The following is a 15,528-nucleotide window of genomic DNA, read 5'->3' on the forward strand; positions in this document are numbered from 1 at the left end:
CGGCCGCTCATCGTCCCGGGCATGACGGGGCGCGAAAGGAGTTCTCCCATGCCATCACGTGATTTCAAGCGAACCGACCGCGTGGGCGCCGAGCTGCGCCGCGAAATCGGCTTGCTGGTACACGCCGCCGTGCGCGATCACGGCTTGCCATCGTCAAGCGTTTCGGACGTCGAAGTGACTCGCGATCTCGACGTCGCTACGGTTTGGGTCACGGCCCTCATGCCGGAAAAATCCGCCGAACTGGTGAAGGAGCTCAAGGGCCTCGCCGTGGAGTTCCGCCGCGAACTGTCCCGCTCCATGCGGCTGCGTCGCGTCCCCGAACTGCGCTTCAAGTACGACGACTCGGTCGACAAGGGCGAGCGAATCGAGCAATTGCTTCGCGAGAACCCGACCTCGGCCGAGCCTGAAAACGAGTAACGTAGCTGAATGCCATGGCGCCACTGCGCAGAGGCGTTCGTGCGCTGGCGGCGCATGGACGCTTCCGCCATAGCCCACCGGTGCGTCATCCCGGCTCCCGCTCGTCCTTATCTTCCAACGGCTGTTCGCTTCACGCATGAAACATTTCCGCGCCCTCCACGGCATCGTCCTGCTCGACAAGCCCCTGGGCATGAGCTCCAACCAGGCCTTGCAGGCGGCGCGGCGTATGTTCCGTGCGGAAAAGGGCGGTCACACTGGCGCGCTCGATCCCCTGGCAACGGGGTTGTTGCCGCTGTGTCTTGGCGAAGCCACCAAAATCGCGGGCAGCCTGCTCGGTTCCCGGAAGGCGTACGTAGCGGATTGCCGACTCGGCGTGACGACCACGACGGCCGACCTGGAGGGGGATGTCGTCGAGACGCGGCCCGTACCTTCGTTCAGCGACGGGGAGATCGAGCGTGCGCTGGCTCCGTTACGGGGGCGCATCCTGCAGGTGCCTCCGGTTTACTCTGCGCTCAAGCAGGGCGGGGAGCCGTTGTATGTGAAGGCACGGCGCGGCGAGGTGGTCGATGTACCGCCGCGTGAGGTGGAAGTGTTCAGGCTTGAGGTCATGTCCCGTACAGCCGACAGCGTCCGCCTTCACGTCGAATGCGGATCCGGTACCTATGTGCGCAGTCTGGCGGTGGATTTCGGCGACAACCTTGGCTGTGGCGCCCACCTGACGGGCCTGCGCCGGCTCTGGGTAGAACCGTTCCGCGAGCCCGTTGCCATGGTGACCCTTGATCAGCTTGCGGCGGCCAGGGAGCAGGGTGATGCCGCACTTTTGCCGCTCCTGTTGCCGCTGGCGGCAGGCCTGGTCGACTGGCCAGCCTTGCACCTGGATGCGGAACAGAGTCACGGCGTCTCACAGGGGCGCCAGATTTTCCCGGAAGGCGCAGCGGAAGGCCCCTGCGTCGCCTATGCCGATGACGGTCGTCCGCTGGCACTGTGTGAAGTCAATTCCGACGGAAAGCTCCTCATCCAGCGCGGCTTCAATTTGCCGAAGGTTTCTCCGGCAGAGACGGGGGCGGTGGAGTGAAAAGCCGTTCCACAGGGTCGCAGGACCCATGAAAACCGTGAGGTCAGCGCCCTAATGGCGTGATTGTCATGGTCTTGTTGTAGCGCGCCATGCCTCGGTACAATAGGGCGCTTGATCCAAAGTAATCATTCATCCAGGCGAAGCTTGCGCAACGTCATCCATTGGTGACGTTGCGCAAGCTTCGCACCCGTTTTTAAGGAAGAGATACCCATGTCCCTCACCGCAGAACAGACCGGCAAGATCATTGCTGACTTCGGCCGCGTCCCGAACGATACCGGTTCGCCGGAAGTGCAGGTTGCCCTGCTGTCCGCCCGCATCGAGCACCTGACCGACCATTTCAAGGCCCACAAGCAGGATCATCACTCGCGTCGTGGTCTGCTTAAGCTGGTCAATCAGCGCAAGAGCCTGCTGGCCTACCTCAAGAAGAACGATCTGGCCCGCTACCAGGCCCTCATCGAACGCCTCGGCCTGCGCCGTTAATCGGACAAGGACACCACAGTGGCGAAAGTAACCAAGTCATTCCAGTACGGTAATCACGAAGTCACACTGGAGACGGGCGAAATCGCCCGCCAGGCTTCCGGTGCCGTTGTCGTCTCGATGGGCGGCACGGTCGTCCTGGTGACGGCCGTGGCTGCGGCCAAGGCGCGCGAGGGTCAGGATTTCTTCCCCCTCACCGTCGACTACCAGGAAAAGTTCTACTCCGCCGGTCGCATTCCCGGTGGTTTCTTCAAGCGCGAAGGCCGTCCGACCGAAAAGGAAACGCTGACCTCGCGCCTGATCGACCGTCCGGTGCGTCCGCTGTTCCCGGAGGAGTACAAGAACGAAGTCCAGATCATCGCCCAGGTGCTGTCGCTCAACCCCGAGGTTGATGGCGACATCCCCGCGATGCTCGGTGCTTCCGCTGCGCTGTCGCTCGCCGGCATCCCGTTCAAGGGTCCGATCGGCGCCGCGCGCATTGGCTACGTCAATGGCCAGTACCTGCTGAACCCGTCCGCGACCGAGCTCAAGACCTCGGACCTGGACCTGGTCGTCGCCGGTACCGCCAACGCCGTGCTGATGGTGGAATCCGAAGCCAAGCTGCTCAGCGAAGAAGTGATGCTGGGTGCCGTGGTGTTTGGTCACCAGCAGCTGCAGGCTGCCATTCGCGCCATCGCCGAACTTGCCACCGAAGCCGCCAAGCCGTCGTCCGGCTGGGTTGCCCCGGAGCGCAACGAGTCGCTGATCGCCGCGCTGAAGGGTGAAGTCGGCAGCAAGCTCGACGAGGCTTTCCAGATCCGCGACAAGATCCAGCGCCGCGATGCGATCGCCGCGATCAAGTCCGACGTCCTGGACGTGCTGAAGCCGCAGGCTGAAGAGAAGGGCTGGGTGGTTGCCGATCTCGCGAAGGAATTCGCCGAGCTCGAGTACCGCACCATGCGCGACTCCGTGCTGAAGACCAAGGTCCGCATCGACGGCCGCAACCTGGACGACGTCCGTCCGATCACCGTGCGCGTCGGCGTTCTGCCGCGTACCCACGGTTCGGCGCTGTTCACCCGTGGCGAAACCCAGGCGCTGGTCGTTGCCACGCTGGGCACCACGCGTGACTCGCAGATCATCGATGCGCCGGAAGGCGAGTCGAAGGATCCCTTCCTGTTCCATTACAACTTCCCGCCCTTCTCGGTCGGTGAAGCGGGCCGCTTCGGCGCGCCGAAGCGTCGCGAAATCGGCCACGGCCGCCTCGCCAAGCGCGGCGTGCAGGCTGTGAAGCCGAGCATCGAAGAGTTCCCGTACGTGCTGCGCGTGGTCTCGGAAATCACCGAATCCAACGGTTCCTCGTCGATGGCCTCGGTCTGCGGTTCCTCGCTGGCCATGATGGACGCCGGCGTGCCGCTGAAGGCTCCGGTGGCCGGTATCGCCATGGGCCTGGTCAAGGAGGGCAGCGACTTCGTCGTGCTGTCCGACATCCTGGGTGATGAAGATCACCTCGGCGACATGGACTTCAAGGTGGCCGGTAGCGCCGACGGTATCTCCGCGCTGCAGATGGACATCAAGATCGACGGCATCACCGAAGAGATCATGAAGGTGGCGCTGGAGCAGGCCAAGCGTGGTCGTCTGCATATCCTCGGTGAGATGGCCAAGGTCATCAGCACGCCGCGTTCGGAGATGAGCGAGTACGCCCCGCGCCTGCTCACCATCAAGATCCATCCGGACAAGATCCGCGAAGTCATCGGCAAGGGTGGCGCGACCATCCGTTCGATCACCGAAGAAACCGGCACCACCATCGACATCAGCGACGATGGCACGGTCGTGATCGCTTCGGTCAACCGCCAGGCGGCTGACGAAGCGAAGAAGCGCATCGAGCAGATTGTGTCCGACGTCGAGCCGGGTCGCATCTACGAAGGCAAGGTTGCCAAGCTGATGGATTTCGGCGCCTTCGTGACGATCCTGCCGGGCAAGGACGGTCTGGTGCACGTGTCGCAGATCTCCAACGAGCGCGTCGAGAAGGTCTCGGACAAGCTCAAGGAAGGCGATATCGTCAAGGTCAAGGTGCTGGAAGTGGACAAGCAGGGTCGCATCCGCCTGTCGATGAAGGCCGTGGCCGAGGACGAGGGCGCAAGCGCCTGAGTCATCAGCACAACGCGTTAGGAAAAGGCCCGGCATTGCCGGGCCTTTTTTTGCCTCGGGAATGCGCTCCCGTGCAGTCGGCATTTGCTAGGATGACCCGGCAACGTGTTGAGGATGCACAGCGATGACAGACCAGGCCGGCGACTTCCTGAAGCAGTACCAGTCCATGGTGCAGCAATCCTGGGACCACTGGATGCAGACCATGCAGCCGGGTATGCGCGGCGCCATGCCTCACGCGACCCACGCCCAGGGTGACGACCTGCTCGAGCGCATGATGCATGGCCTCAAGGGTTACAGCGACTGGCTGCAGTCAGCAGCGACCAGCGGCGTTGTGGGGACGTCTCCCGATGACTGGCAGGCGTCCTTGCGCCAGTTGTTCACAGGCACCAACCCGCCCTTTGCCCAGGCCTTTGGCGGCATCGACAGCTCGGCTGCGCAAGGCTTTGCCCAGCAATGGCAAAACTGGCTGCAGGCCATGCAGGCGCCAAACATCCCGGACATGAGCCAGCTTGGCGACATGCCGGCCTTCGGGTACACGCGCGAGCGCCAGATGCAGCATCAGGCACTCCTGAACGCCATGCGCGAGTACCTTGAGACTTACTCCCGTTACCAGTCTTTGCTCGCCCGGGCCAACGCCGAAGGCTTCGAACTTCTGCAGCAGAAGCTCGCCCAGCAGGACGGCGCCGCGCGCCCGGTTGAATCGCTGAAGGCGCTTTATGACCAATGGGTCGACGCCGTTGAGGATGCCTACGGCGAGATCGCACTGTCGGATGAATTCCGGCAGGCGTATGGCGCAATGGTCAATGCGCAGATGCATGTGCGCAAACTCCAGCAGGAACAGCTTGAGGCGCTTTGCCGCGAGCTGGGCATGCCCACGCGGAGCGAAGTCTCCTCGTTGGGCAAACGGGTGCAGGAACTGCGCCGTGAACTGCGCGCCAATCAATCCCAGGCGATGGCTGATGCCGTTCGAGACAAGGACATCGCTGCACTGCGTGCCGAACTGGCTGCACTCAAGCGTCAGTCCAGTCCGCGCACCGAAACGGCACCGGCGAAAAAGACGACGACCCGCCGCGAGGACGTCGCGCTCGACAGCGATGCAAAGCGTACGCGCAAGACCGCCGCGGCACGTCGCACCACTACCACCAGCGCAGCGCGTGGCACGCCGCGCAAGCGCAAGTAAGAGTCCATCACGATGACGCCGCTACGCATCGATCCCGCCAAGGTCCTTGGCGAAATCGCCGCCTTCCAGCGCAAGCTGACGGCTGGCATGGAAAGCCTGCACGGCCTGCATGAGCCGGAATACGCGAACACGCCGCGCGAAGCGGTGTATCGCGAAGACAAGCTCACGGTCTGGCACATGAAGGGGAGCGGCAAGCCAACGGCCAAGACCCCCTTGCTGATCGTCTATGCACTGGTCAATACCGTGTGGATGACCGATCTGCAAGATGATCGCTCCCTCGTGCGCAACCTGCTGGAGCAGGGCGAAGACGTCTACCTGATCGACTGGGGCTATCCCGACGGCGCCGATCGCTGGCTCACGCTGGACGACTACATCAATGGCTATCTCGATCGCTGTGTCGATGTCGTGCGCAAGCGCCACGGTCTCCCGTCGATCAATCTGCTCGGCATCTGCCAGGGCGGCGCATTCTCGCTGTGCTATACCGCGCTGCACGCAGAGAAAGTGAAAAACCTGATCACCATGGTCACGCCGGTGGATTTCCAGACGCCGGACAACATGCTCTCGCACTGGGTGCAGGACATGGACGTGGACCTGTTCGTCGACACGCTGGGCAACATTCCCGCCGAGCTGATGAACTACGTTTACCTGACGCTCAAGCCCGTTCGCCTCAACCAGCAGAAGTATGTGGGCCTGGTCGACATCCTCGATAATCGCAAGGAGCTGGAGAATTTCCTGCGCATGGAGCGCTGGATCTTCGATTCGCCGGATCAGGCGGGCGAGGCGTTCCGCGAGTTCATCAAGGATTTCTACCAGGGAAACAAGCTTGTGAAGGGTGACCTGACGATCGGCAACCAGCCCGTTGACCTTGGCATGATCACGCAGCCCGTGCTCAACGTGTTCGCGGAGCAGGATCATCTTGTGCCGCCGGATGCGTCGCGTGCGCTGGGCCGTCTCGTGGGAACGACCGACTACACGCAGCTGGCCTTCAAGGGCGGACATATTGGCATCTACGTGTCGGGTCGTGCGCAGCGCGAAGTGCCGCCAGCCATTCACCAATGGCTGACTGAACGCGATAACTGAGTCAGCCTGATCGTGGATGGCCAACAGGGCCCGACGCGCGTCGGGCCTTGTTGTTTCTGGTATCGGTCAGCGTCGCGCTTCTTCGGTCAGTGGGGTTGATCTGAGCGGGCATGTGGGTGGCCACGCTTCGTTGCCCTCCCGGTGCCAAACGAAGAACTCGCCCGACTTCGGGCCTTTCGTATCGCGCGCAAACATCAATGTGCGGCCGCTCGGTGAGAACGTCGAGCCAATCTCCGTGCCGTTGACTCCCACCGGTGGTCCAAGCTTATGTTTGGACGTCCAAACGCCGTCCTTGAGCCGGCTTTCGTAAAGCCCGTCGCCAGCCATCACGACCAGGCGGCTGCCGTCGGGCGAGGGCAGGGGTTCGTACTCGTCATCGCTCGTGTTGATGTTGGGGCCGAGATTTTCGACGCGCCAGATGCCCTGGGCATCCTGGCGTGCGCGCCAGATATCGGTTTTGCCATGGCCGCCAGGGCGATCCGATCCGAAGTAGAGCCAGCCATCGGAGCCCGGTCGCGGAAACCATTCCTGGCCGCTCGAATTGACGGGCTCAGGCAGACGCTGCGGTTCGCCCCACGTGCCATCGGCACCCCGGTCAACGCGCCAGATATCGAGATCCTTGCGATGCACGCCATCGGTCGAGCGAGTGGAAATGAAGTACAGGTGTTTGCCATCGGGCGTGATGAACGGATCGGCTTCGACGCCGTCGCCAGCAAAGGACGCATCGAGTGGGGTCGACCAGCCATCATCCTGGCAATGGCTGACCATGATGCGCCAGCCTTTGAACTGTGGTGTGCTGCGAACAAAGTAGAACGCGTGATCCACCGGATCGAAGGCGCCGTGTGATTCGAACATCGGCGAGCTGATCGCGGATGGTGCCCAGGTGGCTGCCGCAGGGATCTTGTCGGCGGCCCAGTTGGGCGACGCAGCGACTGACAAGGCAAGCGCGAACACCATTTTATGGGCGGCAGGCATTCTGAGCTCCGGCTTCGGGCCATGGACGGGCCCATCCTAAGGAGGCAGTCCAGTCAGCGTATGTGCCGTACCGCATGCTAGGCTTTCAACCTTCCCGATCGACGTTTCAAGCACCACATGACTGCATCCCCCGCGACCTCCCACGACACCATCCGCGCCGTTCAGTGGCAGGGCGACCATCTGCGCCTTCTCGACCAGCGCCTGTTGCCGCGCGAGGAGCGCTGGATCGACTGCCGCAACGCGGGTGAGGTGACCCAGGCCATCCGTGACCTCGCCGTTCGTGGTGCGCCAGCCATCGGTATCGCCGCAGCCTGGGGCGTCGTCCTGGCGGCCCAGCAGGGTGCCGAGCTGGATCAGGCGCTGGCCCAGCTCCGTGCCGCGCGTCCGACGGCCGTGAATCTGATGTGGGCCCTGGATCGCATGAAGGGCCGTATCGCGGCCGGCGCCGATGTTGTGGCGCTGGAGCGTGAGGCGCAGGCGATCCAGGATGAGGATCTGGCCGCCAATCGCCACATGGGTGAGCTGGGCGCCGCGCTGATTGTCCCGGGCTCGGGCGTGATGACCCATTGCAACACCGGGTCGCTCGCCACGGCCGGCTATGGCACCGCCCTTGGCGTGATTCGCGCTGGCGTCAGCGCCGGACGGATCGAGCAGGTCTTTGCCGGTGAAACGCGTCCGTGGCAGCAGGGTGCACGCCTGACCATGTGGGAACTGGTGCGTGACGGCATTCCCGCCAGGTTGATCGCCGATTCGGCGGCCTCGCACCTGATGCGTTCGGGTGTCGTCCAGTGGGTGATCGTCGGCGCCGATCGCATTGCAGCCAACGGCGATACCGCCAACAAGATTGGTACCTATCAGCTGGCCATTGCCGCGCGCCATCACGGCGTGAAGTTCATGGTGGTGGCGCCTTCGTCCACGGTCGACATGGCGACGGCAAACGGCGACGACATCGAAATCGAACTGCGTGACGCAGCCGAGCTGCTCTCCGTAGCCGGCCAGCGCACCGTGGTTGACGGTGCCGATGCCTGGAACCCGGTGTTTGATGTGACGCCAGCCGAACTGATCGACGCTATCGTCACTGAGCGCGGGGTGATCGAGCGGCCGAATGCCAAGGCCATGCAAGCGATGTTCGGTCACTGATGCTGCGTCGCGAAGCGGCCATGTTTGCGGTTGGGGGCGTCATCGGCCTGGTGGTCGATGCCGGCGTCGTCCAGTTGCTGGTGACCTTTGCCGGCTGGAACGCCTACGGCGCGCGCGTCGTTTCGTTCCTGCTCGCGGCGACGGCGACATGGGTGTGGAACCGTCGGGTAACGTTCGCTGCACGCAGGAGTGGCCGTTCAGTGCTGTCGGAATGGGGTCACTGGATGGGTCTCATGACCGCCGGTGCACTCGTCAACTACGCCGTTTACGCGGGCCTGTTGGCCGGCTTTCCCTGGTTGTACCGGTGGCCGGCCATCGCGGTCACCGCGGGTTCCGTCGTGGCGGCACTGGTCAATTTTTCGACAGCCCGCGGCGTGCTTTTCAGGCGTTCCAAATCCAGTGCGTAACGCACTGATTTTACTGGTAAAAATACTGTCGTTTTGACGGCGATTCTGGTACACTTATCGCATTGTGTCCGGGCTGTCTGCGCGCGGGGGAAATCATGCGCGCCGAGGGGTCTTTTATCTTCATCAGGGAAGCCGATTGATGGCAGAACTCGCCAAAGAAGTCATTCGCGTCAACATCGAAGACGAGATGCGTCAGAGCTACCTCGATTACGCCATGAGCGTGATCGTGGGTCGCGCCCTCCCCGATGTGCGCGATGGCTTGAAGCCGGTGCATCGTCGCGTGTTGTTCGCGATGAATGAACTGGGCAATGCCTGGAACAAGCCATACAAGAAGTCGGCCCGCGTGGTCGGTGACGTCATCGGTAAATACCACCCGCACGGTGACGCATCGGTTTACGACGCGATCGTCCGCATGGCCCAGCCGTTCTCGCTGCGTTACATGCTGGTGGATGGCCAGGGTAACTTCGGTTCGGTCGACGGCGACAACGCCGCTGCCATGCGATACACCGAAGTGCGCATGTCGCGCCTCACGCACGAGTTGCTGGCTGACATCGACAAGGAAACCGTCGACTTCGGTCCCAACTACGACGAAAGCGAGCACGAGCCGCTGGTGCTGCCCACCCGCGTGCCCAGCCTCCTGGTGAACGGCTCGGCCGGCATTGCCGTGGGCATGGCCACCAACGTGCCGCCGCACAACCTCAACGAAGTCATCGCCGCCACCATCGCCCTGATCGACGATCCGTCGCTCAGCATCGATGACCTGATGCAGCACATTCCGGGTCCGGATTTCCCGACCTACGGCATCATCAACGGCTCGTCGGGCATCGTCGAGGCATACCGCACCGGTCGCGGCCGCATCCTCGTGCGCGCCAAGGCCGAGGTGGAAACCGAATCCAACGGCCGCGAAACCATCATCGTCACCGAGATCCCGTATCAGGTGAACAAGGCTCGCCTGATCGAGAAGATCGCCGAGCTGGTGAAGGAGAAGAAGCTCGAGGGCATCAGCGAACTGCGTGATGAGTCCGACAAGGACGGCATGCGCATCGTCATCGAAATCCGTCGCGATGCGATGGGCGACGTGGTGCTCAATAACTTGTTCCAGCAGACCCAGATGCAGGTGACGTTCGGCATCAACATGGTCGCGCTGCTTGACGGCCAGCCGCGTCTGCTGAACCTCAAGGAAATCCTCGAGGCCTTCATTCGCCATCGTCGCGAAGTCGTTACCCGCCGCACCATCTTCGAACTGCGCAAGGCTCGCAATCGCGCGCATATCCTCGAAGGCCTCACGGTCGCGCTGGCGAACATCGATGAGATGATCGAGCTGATCCGCACCTCGGCCTCGCCGGCCGAAGCGCGCGAGCGCATGCTGGCCCGCAAGTGGAGCCCGGGTTCGGTGTCGGCGCTGCTTGCCGCCGCCGGTGCCGAATCGACGCGTCCGGAAGACATGGACCCGCGCGCCGGCCTCAAGGCCGACGGTTACCAGCTGTCCGAAAGCCAGGCCCAGGAAATCCTGGCGATGCGCCTGCACCGCCTCACCGGTCTGGAGCAGGAAAAGCTGTCCGACGAGTACCGCGAAATCCTTGAGGTCATTCGTGGCCTCATCGAGATTCTGGAAGATCCGGAGCGCTTGCTGGCCGTGATCCGCGAGGAGCTCGAAGCCGTGCGTACCGAGTTCGGTGATGCGCGTCGTACCGAGATCCAGCATTCGCAGGAAGACCTCAACGTCCTCGATCTGATCGCGCCGGAAGACGTCGTGGTCACGCTGTCGCACACCGGTTACGTCAAGCGCCAGCCGGCCAGCACCTATCGTGCGCAGCGTCGTGGCGGCAAGGGTCGTTCGGCGTCGGCGCTGAAGGACGAGGATTTCGTCGAGCAGCTGTGGGTGGTCAACACTCATGACACGCTGCTGACCTTCACCAGCACCGGTCGCGTGTACTGGATCAAGGTCTACCAGATGCCGGAAGCGGGCCCGAACGCCCGCGGCAAGCCGATGGTCAATCTGTTGCCGCTAAGCGAGGGCGAGAAGGTCCAGGCGGTGCTGCCGATTCGGGAGTACTCGGAAGATCGCTTCGTGTTCTTCGCCACCAGGCACGGCACGGTGAAGAAGACGCCGCTGACGGAGTTCGCGTTCCAGCTGCAGCGCGGCAAGATTGCCATCTCCCTGGATGAAGGCGACGCGCTCATCGGCGTCGAACTCACCGACGGTAACAGCGATGTGCTGATGTTTGCTTCCAACGGCAAGACCGTCCGCTTCGACGAAGGTGAAGTCCGCTCCATGGGTCGCACCGCCACCGGCGTGCGTGGCATGAAGCTGGGCGAGGAGGCCGAAGTCGTGTCGCTGATCGTGGCTCGCGAAGGCGACATCCTCACGGCGACCGAGCGTGGCTACGGCAAGCGCACGGCACTCGACGAGTTCCCGAAGAAGGGTCGTGGCACCCAAGGCGTGATCGGCATCCAGTGCTCCGAGCGCAATGGCCCGCTAGTGTCGGCCGTGCAGGTCACTGAAGCCCACGAACTGATGCTGATCTCCAACCAGGGCACGCTGGTGCGTACCCGTGTTGCGGAAATCTCTCAGCTGAGCCGCAACACCCAGGGTGTCACCCTGATCAAGCTGCCGGCGGATGAAGCGCTGGTGGGCGTGGTTCGCCTTGATGCCGAGGAAGACAGCGGTGAAGAGGGCGAGGGTGGCGAGGTCGTGTCGCCTGAGGGTTCGACGTCGGAAGCACCGGCCGCCGAGGGCGAAGGCAGCGTGGCGAGTGACGCCACGGACGCACCGTCCGAAGAATGATCGTGTTCAACGCGTGAGAAAAAGCCCGGCATTGCCGGGCTTTTTTTTGACCTCGATGATCGCGTGGCGTCACCACCACGATGACGCTCCAACGCAAGTGAAAATGGATTGAGCGCCACGCAACGATGCATGGCGGGCGACCCGCGTATCGCGTCGACGAATGGATCAGGCCACGGCATCGAGCATGGATTCCGCACTCGATGCACGGAACTCGCCGGGGGCTTCGACATGCAATTGCTCGACCACGCCGTTCACAACATACATCGCGAAACGGCGCGAACGAATGCCCATGCCATAGGCCGTGCCATCCAATTCCAGTCCAAGCGCGCTGGTGAAACTCGCGTTGCCATCGGCGAGCATCATCATGGCCGGCGGTACATGCTGGTTCTGTGCCCAGGCCTGCATCACGAAGGCATCGTTGACGGCCAGGCACATCACATCGATGCCGCGCTTCTGGAACTCGGCGAAATGATTGACGTACCCGGGAAGGTGTTTGTTTGAGCATGTAGGGGTGAATGCGCCGGGCACGGCAAACAGCACGACCTTGCGGCCGGCGAACAGCTCGCCCGAATGACGGGTCTCGATGGCGCCGTCGGCAATCACTTTGATTTCGACGTCGGGAAGGGACTGGCCGGTCTGAAGGCTCATGATCACAACTCTAAAAGGAAGGTAAGCGGACGGATGCTAAACCCGGAGGCCGCTTGGTGTCGCCTTGAATCGCAAGGCCCCGTACCTATCTAGGGATCAGGCGGTGATGGCACCGCACCCTATTGACGAGGCAATCCGTATGACCCTGGGACGCTATTCCTGGATCAACACTCCGCTTGGCGACGTACGCCAGGTGTTCGACCGATTCCTGGCCGCTGACGATGCTGCCGCCCAGGCCAGCCAGTGGTCGCCGCGCGTTGACATCCGCGAGGACGACCAGCGTTTCCTGATCGTGGCCGATATTCCGGGTATCGATCCGGCGCAGATTGAGATCAGCATGGACAAGGGCGTGCTCACCATCAAGGGTGAACGCGCCGTTGTGGCGGACGAGCAGGCTGGTCGCTTCACCCGCAAGGAGCGAGCGCACGGCCCGTTCCTGCGCCGGTTCGCGCTGCCGGACAGCGTGGATGCCGAGGGCATCAGCGCCAGCGGCAAGCATGGCGTGCTGGAGGTTGCGATTCCCAAGCGTGCGGAAAGCGCCCCGCGGCGCATTACCATCAACACCACGCATTAAGCGCCAGCGTCTGGTGTTGCGAGGCGGCCCGCCGCGGATCACGATCCGGGTGGGCCGTCGGCGTTGCATGAAAAAAGTGCCGGGGAGTGGCGGTGGAATTCAAAGACTATTACGAAATACTGGGCGTGAAGCCCGAAGCGACGGAAGCCGAGATCAAGGCGGCGTACCGAAAGCTGGCCCGCAAGTACCATCCTGACAAAAACAAGGACGCGGGCGCCGAAGACAAATTCAAGGCCATCAACGAGGCCAATGAAGTCCTGCGCGATACCGAAAAGCGACGCGCCTATGACGAACTTCGCGCCGGTGGCTACCGCGGTGGCGAACAGTTCCGACCGCCTCCGGGCTGGGGACAATCACACAACTTTGACTTCGGCGAAGGCGGCGGCGATTTCAGCGACTTTTTCGAGAGCCTCTTTGGTCGCGCCGGTGGTGGCGCCCGTGGCGCGCCTCGCGCCCATCGCGGCGGAGACGTCCAGGCCCACGTCCAGATTGATCTGCAGACGGCCTTCGACGGCGGCAAGACTCGACTTGCCCTGCACGATGGCAATGGGAACGAACGCGTACTGGAGGTGAAGATCCCCGCCGGCATCCAGCCTGGCCAGGTGATTCGCCTCGCCGGGCAGGGACATCCCGGGCGCCATGGCGGACCGAATGGCGACCTGTTGCTCGAGATCGGTATCCACGACGACGCCCGTTTTCGTCTTGACGGTCGCAACGTCATCCATGTCTTGCCGATCACGCCCTGGGAGGCGGCCCTGGGGGCCAGCGTTCCCGTCCCGACCCTGGCAGGCACGGTTGACCTGCGAATTCCCGCCGGCTCGCAGTCCGGCCGCAAGTTGCGCCTGAAAGGGCGCGGCATGCCGGGCGCCCATCCGGGGGATCAGCTGGTCGAGCTGTCGATTCGAACGCCGACGGCCGACAGCGACGCACAGAAGGCGGCCTACGACGCGCTCGCGAAGGCGTTTGACGGGTTCGATCCACGCAAACCGTAAGGCCGGGAGGTGATAACCCTTCCCGCAGAGTGTGAAGATCGATCGTTAAGCGGCTTGCGGACAAGAAAAAAGCGCCCCGGGGGCGCTTTTTTCTTGCATGCATGAAGGCGAGGGCTCAGGCCGGCAACAATCCCTTGAGCGTTTCCACCAGTTCCTCTTCCTTGATCGGCTTGGTCACGTAAGCTTTCGCGCCCTGGCGCAAGCCCCAGACCTTGTCGGTTTCCTGGTCCTTGGTGGTGACCAGCACGACCGGAATATGCGCCGTGGCGGCATCCTTGCTGATCGTGCGGGTGGCCTGGAAGCCGTTGAGGTTCGGCATGACCACGTCCATCAGGATGAGGTCGGGAAGTTCCTTTCTTGCTGCTTCGACACCAGCGGCGCCATCCTCGGCAGTCAGGGCTTCGTGCCCCAGTTTCTCGACGATGCGCTTGATGCCAAGCAACTGCGACGGCGAATCGTCGACAATCAGGATGCGTGCCATAAGGTGGAAGTCCCCTTGTAGTTTCGTGCTGGATTCTATGCCGCGGGGGCGGCGCTTCCAAGTCGGTTCAGGTTATAGCGTTTTCTCGCGCGATGTGCGCGACTTTCGTTCACAAGCCGGGCGTGGCCCGCATTTTGGTGATTATTTCTCGTCGCCCAGGCGCACGACCGTTCGGCCAAAGGACTCGCCGGCCAGCATGCGCCCGAAGATGTCGGGCAACTGGTCGAGCGTGACTTCACGGGTGGCGATCCGGTCGAGATGGCGCGGCTTCCAGTCGGACGACAGGCGCTCCCAGACGCGATCACGGACGTCACGGGCCGTACCGGCCGAGGCGACGCCCAGCAGGCTGACGCCACGGATGATGAAGGGCATGACGGTGCTTTCGAAGCCGATGCCACCGGCATTGCCGCAGATGGCGACATTGCCATAGGGCACGATCAGCGGAAGCAGGCCTGCCAGAGTGGCACCGCCGACGTTGTCCAGGGCACCGGCGAAGCGCGCCGAGTCCATGGGCTTGCCGCTGAAGACAAGCTGATGGCGATCGATGCATTCGACTGCGCCGAGGTCGCGCAGGAAATCGAAATGCGCTTGCTTGCCGCTGATTGCGTGCACGTCGTAGCCGGCGCGACTGAAGATGTCGATCGCCAGCATGCCGACGCCGCCCGTGGCTCCTGTGACGGCCAGCGGACCCATGGAAGGCGTCTGGCGATTGTCTTCCATGCGCAACAATGCGAGGCCTGCCGTGAAGCCCGCCGTGCCGATGATCATGCTCTCGCGCAGGTTGAGACCTTTCGGCAGCGGAATGGTCCACTTCGCATCGAATCGCGCGTACTCGGCCAGGCCACCATCACGAGTCTCCGACAGACCGCTACCGGTGCACAGCACCGGGTCGCCCTCCTTGAACGAGGGATCCGTCGAAGCAGCCACGATGCCGGCGGCATCAATACCGCCATTCAGGGGGTACTGGCGAAGGATCTTGCCTTTGCCGGTGCCGGCAAGGGCGTCTTTGTAGTTGATCGACGAGTAAGCGACCTTCACCAGGATTTCGCCGGCACTCAGTGCATCGGCAGACATCGACTCGATCTGGCCGCGATAGCCGGCGTCGTCGTTGTGGATGCGGAAGGCGCGGAAATTCGTACTCATGGAGATGTCCTGAAAGCGAAAGGC

The 15,528-nt window shown here is 62.9% G+C and carries 15 protein-coding genes; 11 read left to right on the forward strand and 4 right to left on the reverse strand.

The features are described 5' to 3' along the window. Positions 1 to 48 precede the first annotated feature (48 nt). From rbfA to phaC, 6 genes are all read left to right on the forward strand, one after another. Positions 49 to 417 carry a 30S ribosome-binding factor RbfA gene (gene rbfA, locus EYV96_RS03010; RefSeq protein ID WP_131150021.1) on the forward strand — a complete coding sequence of 123 codons (369 nt, stop codon included), beginning with the start codon at positions 49 to 51 and terminating at the stop codon, positions 415 to 417. Between the two features lie 136 nt (positions 418 to 553). Then, positions 554 to 1,492 carry a tRNA pseudouridine(55) synthase TruB gene (gene truB, locus EYV96_RS03015; RefSeq protein ID WP_131150022.1) on the forward strand — a complete coding sequence of 313 codons (939 nt, stop codon included), beginning with the start codon at positions 554 to 556 and terminating at the stop codon, positions 1,490 to 1,492. Positions 1,493 to 1,702: 210 nt separating this feature from the next. After that, positions 1,703 to 1,972 (forward strand): 30S ribosomal protein S15, encoded by a 270-nt coding sequence (gene rpsO / locus EYV96_RS03020; protein WP_131150023.1) that lies wholly within the window; start codon positions 1,703 to 1,705, stop codon positions 1,970 to 1,972. A gap of 18 nt (positions 1,973 to 1,990) precedes the next feature. After that, the gene (gene pnp, locus EYV96_RS03025; RefSeq protein ID WP_131150024.1) at positions 1,991 to 4,096 is read left to right on the forward strand and encodes a polyribonucleotide nucleotidyltransferase; all 2,106 of its coding nucleotides are present in this window, start codon (positions 1,991 to 1,993) and stop codon (positions 4,094 to 4,096) included. A gap of 124 nt (positions 4,097 to 4,220) precedes the next feature. Further along, positions 4,221 to 5,276, forward strand: coding sequence for a poly(R)-hydroxyalkanoic acid synthase subunit PhaE (locus tag EYV96_RS03030; protein ID WP_131150025.1), 1,056 nt, complete (start codon positions 4,221 to 4,223; stop codon positions 5,274 to 5,276). Between the two features lie 12 nt (positions 5,277 to 5,288). After that, positions 5,289 to 6,356, forward strand: a complete 1,068-nt coding sequence (gene phaC, locus EYV96_RS03035) for a class III poly(R)-hydroxyalkanoic acid synthase subunit PhaC (protein WP_131150026.1) — start codon at positions 5,289 to 5,291, stop codon at positions 6,354 to 6,356. Positions 6,357 to 6,422: 66 nt separating this feature from the next. On the opposite strand, the gene EYV96_RS03040 is transcribed toward phaC, so the two are convergent. Further along, complete coding sequence (locus EYV96_RS03040) at positions 6,423 to 7,331, reverse strand: TolB family protein (protein ID WP_131150027.1); 909 nt, start codon at positions 7,329 to 7,331, stop codon at positions 6,423 to 6,425. A 117-nt stretch (positions 7,332 to 7,448) separates the two neighbouring features. Between EYV96_RS03040 and mtnA the strand changes: the two genes are divergently transcribed. The 3 genes from mtnA (at position 7,449) to gyrA (ending at position 11,666) form a co-directional block, all read left to right on the forward strand. Continuing rightward, entirely contained in the window at positions 7,449 to 8,471 is a 1,023-nt protein-coding gene (mtnA, locus tag EYV96_RS03045) for an S-methyl-5-thioribose-1-phosphate isomerase (protein WP_131150028.1), read from the forward strand. Continuing rightward, on the forward strand, positions 8,471 to 8,878 hold the full coding sequence (locus EYV96_RS03050; RefSeq protein WP_131150029.1) for a GtrA family protein: 408 nt from the start codon (positions 8,471 to 8,473) through the stop codon (positions 8,876 to 8,878). Before mtnA ends, EYV96_RS03050 begins: the two co-directional genes overlap by 1 nt. Before the next feature lie 139 nt (positions 8,879 to 9,017). Beyond that, positions 9,018 to 11,666 carry a DNA gyrase subunit A gene (gene gyrA, locus EYV96_RS03055; RefSeq protein ID WP_131150030.1) on the forward strand — a complete coding sequence of 883 codons (2,649 nt, stop codon included), beginning with the start codon at positions 9,018 to 9,020 and terminating at the stop codon, positions 11,664 to 11,666. 165 nt (positions 11,667 to 11,831) lie between these two features. On the opposite strand, the gene EYV96_RS03060 is transcribed toward gyrA, so the two are convergent. After that, positions 11,832 to 12,314: a peroxiredoxin gene (locus EYV96_RS03060; protein ID WP_131150031.1), complete on the reverse strand. Its 483-nt coding sequence runs from the start codon at positions 12,312 to 12,314 to the stop codon at positions 11,832 to 11,834. A 139-nt stretch (positions 12,315 to 12,453) separates the two neighbouring features. On the opposite strand from EYV96_RS03060, the gene EYV96_RS03065 reads away from it, so the two are divergent. Then, a complete protein-coding gene (locus EYV96_RS03065; RefSeq protein WP_131150032.1) occupies positions 12,454 to 12,888 on the forward strand; it encodes an Hsp20/alpha crystallin family protein in 435 nt (144 codons plus the stop codon). 92 nt (positions 12,889 to 12,980) lie between these two features. Further along, positions 12,981 to 13,880, forward strand: coding sequence for a DnaJ C-terminal domain-containing protein (locus EYV96_RS03070; protein ID WP_131150033.1), 900 nt, complete (start codon positions 12,981 to 12,983; stop codon positions 13,878 to 13,880). A gap of 115 nt (positions 13,881 to 13,995) precedes the next feature. On the opposite strand, the gene pilH is transcribed toward EYV96_RS03070, so the two are convergent. Both pilH and EYV96_RS03080 read right to left on the reverse strand, forming a co-directional pair. Continuing rightward, positions 13,996 to 14,361 carry a twitching motility response regulator PilH gene (gene pilH / locus EYV96_RS03075; protein WP_131150034.1) on the reverse strand — a complete coding sequence of 122 codons (366 nt, stop codon included), beginning with the start codon at positions 14,359 to 14,361 and terminating at the stop codon, positions 13,996 to 13,998. Between the two features lie 141 nt (positions 14,362 to 14,502). Continuing rightward, a complete protein-coding gene (locus EYV96_RS03080) occupies positions 14,503 to 15,504 on the reverse strand; it encodes an oxidoreductase (protein ID WP_131150035.1) in 1,002 nt (333 codons plus the stop codon). Positions 15,505 to 15,528 lie beyond the last annotated feature (24 nt).

Source organism: Dyella terrae (genome assembly GCF_004322705.1).
GTDB lineage: Bacteria > Pseudomonadota > Gammaproteobacteria > Xanthomonadales > Rhodanobacteraceae > Dyella_D > Dyella_D terrae.

Coding starts and splice junctions, on each gene's coding strand:
- EYV96_RS03050 (WP_131150029.1), top strand. CDS start 8,471: ATGCTGCGTCGCGAAGCGGCCATGTTTGCGGTTGGGGGCGTCATCGGC.
- EYV96_RS03080 (WP_131150035.1), bottom strand. CDS start 15,504: ATGAGTACGAATTTCCGCGCCTTCCGCATCCACAACGACGACGCCGGC.
- EYV96_RS03065 (WP_131150032.1), top strand. CDS start 12,454: ATGACCCTGGGACGCTATTCCTGGATCAACACTCCGCTTGGCGACGTA.
- pilH (WP_131150034.1), bottom strand. CDS start 14,361: ATGGCACGCATCCTGATTGTCGACGATTCGCCGTCGCAGTTGCTTGGC.
- EYV96_RS03060 (WP_131150031.1), bottom strand. CDS start 12,314: ATGAGCCTTCAGACCGGCCAGTCCCTTCCCGACGTCGAAATCAAAGTG.
- phaC (WP_131150026.1), top strand. CDS start 5,289: ATGACGCCGCTACGCATCGATCCCGCCAAGGTCCTTGGCGAAATCGCC.
- EYV96_RS03030 (WP_131150025.1), top strand. CDS start 4,221: ATGACAGACCAGGCCGGCGACTTCCTGAAGCAGTACCAGTCCATGGTG.
- mtnA (WP_131150028.1), top strand. CDS start 7,449: ATGACTGCATCCCCCGCGACCTCCCACGACACCATCCGCGCCGTTCAG.
- rpsO (WP_131150023.1), top strand. CDS start 1,703: ATGTCCCTCACCGCAGAACAGACCGGCAAGATCATTGCTGACTTCGGC.
- gyrA (WP_131150030.1), top strand. CDS start 9,018: ATGGCAGAACTCGCCAAAGAAGTCATTCGCGTCAACATCGAAGACGAG.
- EYV96_RS03040 (WP_131150027.1), bottom strand. CDS start 7,331: ATGCCTGCCGCCCATAAAATGGTGTTCGCGCTTGCCTTGTCAGTCGCT.
- rbfA (WP_131150021.1), top strand. CDS start 49: ATGCCATCACGTGATTTCAAGCGAACCGACCGCGTGGGCGCCGAGCTG.
- truB (WP_131150022.1), top strand. CDS start 554: ATGAAACATTTCCGCGCCCTCCACGGCATCGTCCTGCTCGACAAGCCC.